General features: G+C 59.1%; 4 protein-coding genes. All 4 read right to left on the bottom strand.

Translation table 11 applies throughout. The annotated features are described in order from the left end of the window. Nucleotides 1-75: 75 nt before the first annotated feature. From flgE to flgB, 4 genes are read right to left on the bottom strand one after another with little or no spacing between them, the layout of a single operon-like run. Nucleotides 76-1,404, bottom strand: coding sequence for a flagellar hook protein FlgE (gene flgE, locus QMX84_RS26070; RefSeq protein ID WP_282365130.1), 1,329 nt, complete (start codon nucleotides 1,402-1,404; stop codon nucleotides 76-78). 10 nt (nucleotides 1,405-1,414) lie between these two features. Beyond that, nucleotides 1,415-2,140 (bottom strand): flagellar hook assembly protein FlgD, encoded by a 726-nt coding sequence (gene flgD / locus QMX84_RS26065; RefSeq protein ID WP_262124277.1) that lies wholly within the window; start codon nucleotides 2,138-2,140, stop codon nucleotides 1,415-1,417. Nucleotides 2,141-2,155: 15 nt separating this feature from the next. Further along, nucleotides 2,156-2,599: a flagellar basal body rod protein FlgC gene (gene flgC / locus QMX84_RS26060; protein ID WP_048370663.1), complete on the bottom strand. Its 444-nt coding sequence runs from the start codon at nucleotides 2,597-2,599 to the stop codon at nucleotides 2,156-2,158. Nucleotides 2,600-2,602: 3 nt separating this feature from the next. Beyond that, nucleotides 2,603-3,010, bottom strand: a complete 408-nt coding sequence (gene flgB, locus QMX84_RS26055) for a flagellar basal body rod protein FlgB (protein ID WP_282365129.1) — start codon at nucleotides 3,008-3,010, stop codon at nucleotides 2,603-2,605. Nucleotides 3,011-3,267: the final 257 nt, after the last annotated feature.

Below are 3,267 nucleotides of genomic sequence, written 5' to 3'. Positions count from 1 at the left end.
CGAGCTTGCCTCGCTATTTTTTGATATTTTAAAAGATCGGTCGGCAAGCTCGCTCCTACGGTTTGCGGGCGGTTATCAGGTCATCTGGATGATGGTCTGCATGATGGTGCTTTGGGTCGAGATGGTTTTGGCGTTGGCCTGGTAGTTGCTCTGCGCCTTGATCAAGTCGACCAGCTCGTTGGTCAGGTTGACGTTGGAGTCTTCCAGCGAGTTAGAGGCAATGGCGCCCAATGTGCCGGTTTTCGGCACGTCAAAACCGGCCTGGCCCGAGGCGTAGGTTTCTTTCCAGGCGGTGCCGCCCACTGGCTGCAAGCCCTGCTCGTTGGTAAAGCTCGCCAGGGAGATCTGGCCAATGGCACGGCTCTGGTTGTTGCTGAAGTTGGCGAACATCACGCCCGAACCATCAATGGTCAGGTTGTTGATGTGGCCGGTCGCGTAGCCGTCCTGGGTAGGCGGGTTGCGGGCGGTGTCGGTGTTGTACTGAGTGGTATTGGCCATGTTGATGGCAATGCCCTTCTCGTTGGCCGCCGCGCCATTGGACACCCACGCACCGTTCACGGTCGCGCCCGGCATCCAGTTACTGATGGTCAGCGTGCTGCTGACGATCGGGTCCTCGCCCGCCACCGGGTTTGGCGTGGTCACACTGACCAATCCGCCGCTGGAATCAAAGGTCATGGTCGAAGCCACGGGCGCCTTGGCGTTTTCGCCGGTGGCCACACTGCCATCGGGGTTGCGGCCGTCAATCAGGGTGTAGGTGTTCCAGGTGTTGGAACCGGTCTTGACCATGTACTGATCCATCGGGTGCGGGTTGCCCTGGGTATCGTAAATGGTGGTGCTGAATTTTTTGCTGTAGGACGACGTCTCGGTCGGGTCGAACGGCGTGGTGGTCTGATTGATCACGTCCGACGTGGAGTTCAGGTTGATCGTCGAGTCCACTTTGCTGCTGGCCTTGGGCGCCAGGTTCGAGGTGTCGATACGCAGGTCGGTCAACACGCTGGTGTTGATCACGCCGTTGGCGTCAACGCCGTAGCCTTGCAGGCGCGCCGTGCCATTGGTGTTGGTCACGTAGCCGTCTTTATCGGCCTTGAACGTACCGGCACGGGTGTAGCTCAGGGCGCCGTTGTCGCTCAGCACAAAAAAGCCGCTGCCTTCGATGCCCATGTCCAGCAGGTTGCCGGTGTTGTTGACCGCACCCTGACCAAAGTTTTGCGACACGTTGGCCAGGTTGACGCCGCTGCCGATGGTCTTGCTGCCCACGCCCAGTTTGCTGGCCGAGTACACGTCCGCGAATTCGGCACGCGAAGACTTGAAGCCCGTGGTGGCGACGTTGGCAATGTTGTTGCCGGTCACGTCGAGTTGTTTGTTGGCTGCATACAGGCCGCTGAGGCCGATATTGAATGACATATGTCTCTCCTTAAAGGCCTATCGTCTGGACTTTTGATATACCAATGCTGCCCAGCCCCGCGAGGTTGAGCATGATTTCGCCACCGGTCTTGCTCAGGGTCACGCTGTTAACCGTGGCTGGCAGATAGGTGGTCAACGCCGTTGTACCGGCGTCGGTTTTGGTCGAGGCGCTGAAGGTGTAAGAGCCCTTTTCCAGCAGCTCGCCGTCGGCGTCTTTGCCGTCCCAGGTGAAGTCGACATTGCCGGCCTTCTGCACACCCATGTCGATGGTTCTGACCACTTCGCCGTCGGCATCCTTGATGGTGATGGTCGGCCGCGAGTCGGCGTCCTTGACCACCACGGTGCCGTTGAACGGCTTGCCGCTCGACGGGTCGACATAGGCTTCGCCGGTTTGCACGATCACCGAGCGACCGACCAGCGACGACGCTTGCAACGCTTGCGAAGACTGCAAGCCGCCCGACAACGAGGTCACGGTATCGTTGAGGGTGGTGATGCCTTCCAGGCTGCTGAACTGCGCCAACTGCGCGACGAACGCGGTGTTGTCTTGCGGGTCGAGCGGGTTCTGGTTTTTCAGTTGGGTCACCAGCAGCTGCAAGAACGCGTCCTTGCCCAGCGACTGGTTGCCGGTTACCGCCCGGGATGCCGCGCCTACGCTGGTGTCGGTGGTGGTGGTCCGGGCAGAGTTGGCGAGGATCTGATTGAGGGTCAAACCACTGGTGGTATCGGTCACGCTCATGAGTGTCGCCCCTTATCACTGACCGAGGGTCAGAACCTTCTGCATCATGGTTTTGGCGGTGTTCATCATTTCAGCGTTGGTCTGGAACGAACGGCTGGCAGAAATCATGTCGGCCATTTCTTCAACCACGTTGACGTTGGGGTAGTACACGTACCCTTTGGCGTCGGCAGCCGGATGGTTGGGCTCATAGCGTGCTTGCAGCTCGCTCTGGTCTTCGACCACGCCCAACACTTGCACGCCCTGACCGGCAGCGTCCTGATTGTTGAACAGCGAGTCGCCGTTACCGCCCTGCGCGCCCTGAAACATGGTGGCGAACACCGGGTGCCGGGCGCGGTAGGTCTGATCGATGCTCGACGACACGGTTTCGGCGTTGGCGATGTTACTGGCGACGGTGTTCAGGCGGGTGGTCTGAGCGCTCATGCCGCTGCCGGCAATGTTGAAAACACTGGCTAGGGACATGACTTACTCTCCACGCAGGGCCGACATCAGCCCTTTGAATTTGCTGTTGAGCAGCGTAAAGCTGGCCTGAAAGTTGACCGCGTTTTCGGCGTAGTTCGACTGTTCGAGCTGAGCGTCCACGGTGTTCTGGTCGATGGAAGGCTGCATCGGCGTGCGGTACTGCAGCGACTCGTCGCCACTGCTCAGGCCTTGCGCTTCGATATGACGGTTGTTGGTCATGTTCAAGGCAAAGGTGCCGTTCTGGTTTTTATCGTTTTGTGCGGCGAGCACAGACGCGAAATCCAGATCCCGAGCCTTGTAGTTCGGGGTGTCGGCGTTGGCGATGTTGTTCGCCAATACTTCCGCGCGCTTGGCGCGAAAGCCCAGGGCTTGCTCATGGATACCGAGCGCTTTATCGAAGCTGATGCTCATGTCGGGAAACCTGTGTGGACTGGCCTGAGCGTGTACGTCAGGCATTACATGACATGAACACAGCAAACCCCGTGCCAGTTTGCGCAGGGCCGTGTTTCAAGGGGTTGCGGGGGGGATGGAAAGCGGCAACGGCGCAAAAGCGGCAACGGATTTCCGCTGCCTGCCGCTTTTCTGCCGTCCAGAGAACGGCACAACACCCTGTAGGAGCGAGCTTGCCTCGCGATCTTTTAAAAGATCAAAAGATCGCGAGGCAAGCT

Source organism: Pseudomonas sp. PS01297 (genome assembly GCF_029959305.1).
In the GTDB taxonomy this organism is placed as follows: Bacteria; Pseudomonadota; Gammaproteobacteria; order Pseudomonadales; family Pseudomonadaceae; genus Aquipseudomonas; species Aquipseudomonas helleri.
This window is presented reverse-complemented; position numbering and strand designations above follow the sequence as displayed.

Excerpts from the sequence above, each read along its gene's own strand:
- flgD (WP_262124277.1), bottom strand. The coding sequence starts at position 2,140 with ATGAGCGTGACCGATACCACCAGTGGTTTGACCCTCAATCAGATCCTC.
- flgB (WP_282365129.1), bottom strand. The coding sequence starts at position 3,010 with ATGAGCATCAGCTTCGATAAAGCGCTCGGTATCCATGAGCAAGCCCTG.
- flgC (WP_048370663.1), bottom strand. The coding sequence starts at position 2,599 with ATGTCCCTAGCCAGTGTTTTCAACATTGCCGGCAGCGGCATGAGCGCT.
- flgE (WP_282365130.1), bottom strand. The coding sequence starts at position 1,404 with ATGTCATTCAATATCGGCCTCAGCGGCCTGTATGCAGCCAACAAACAA.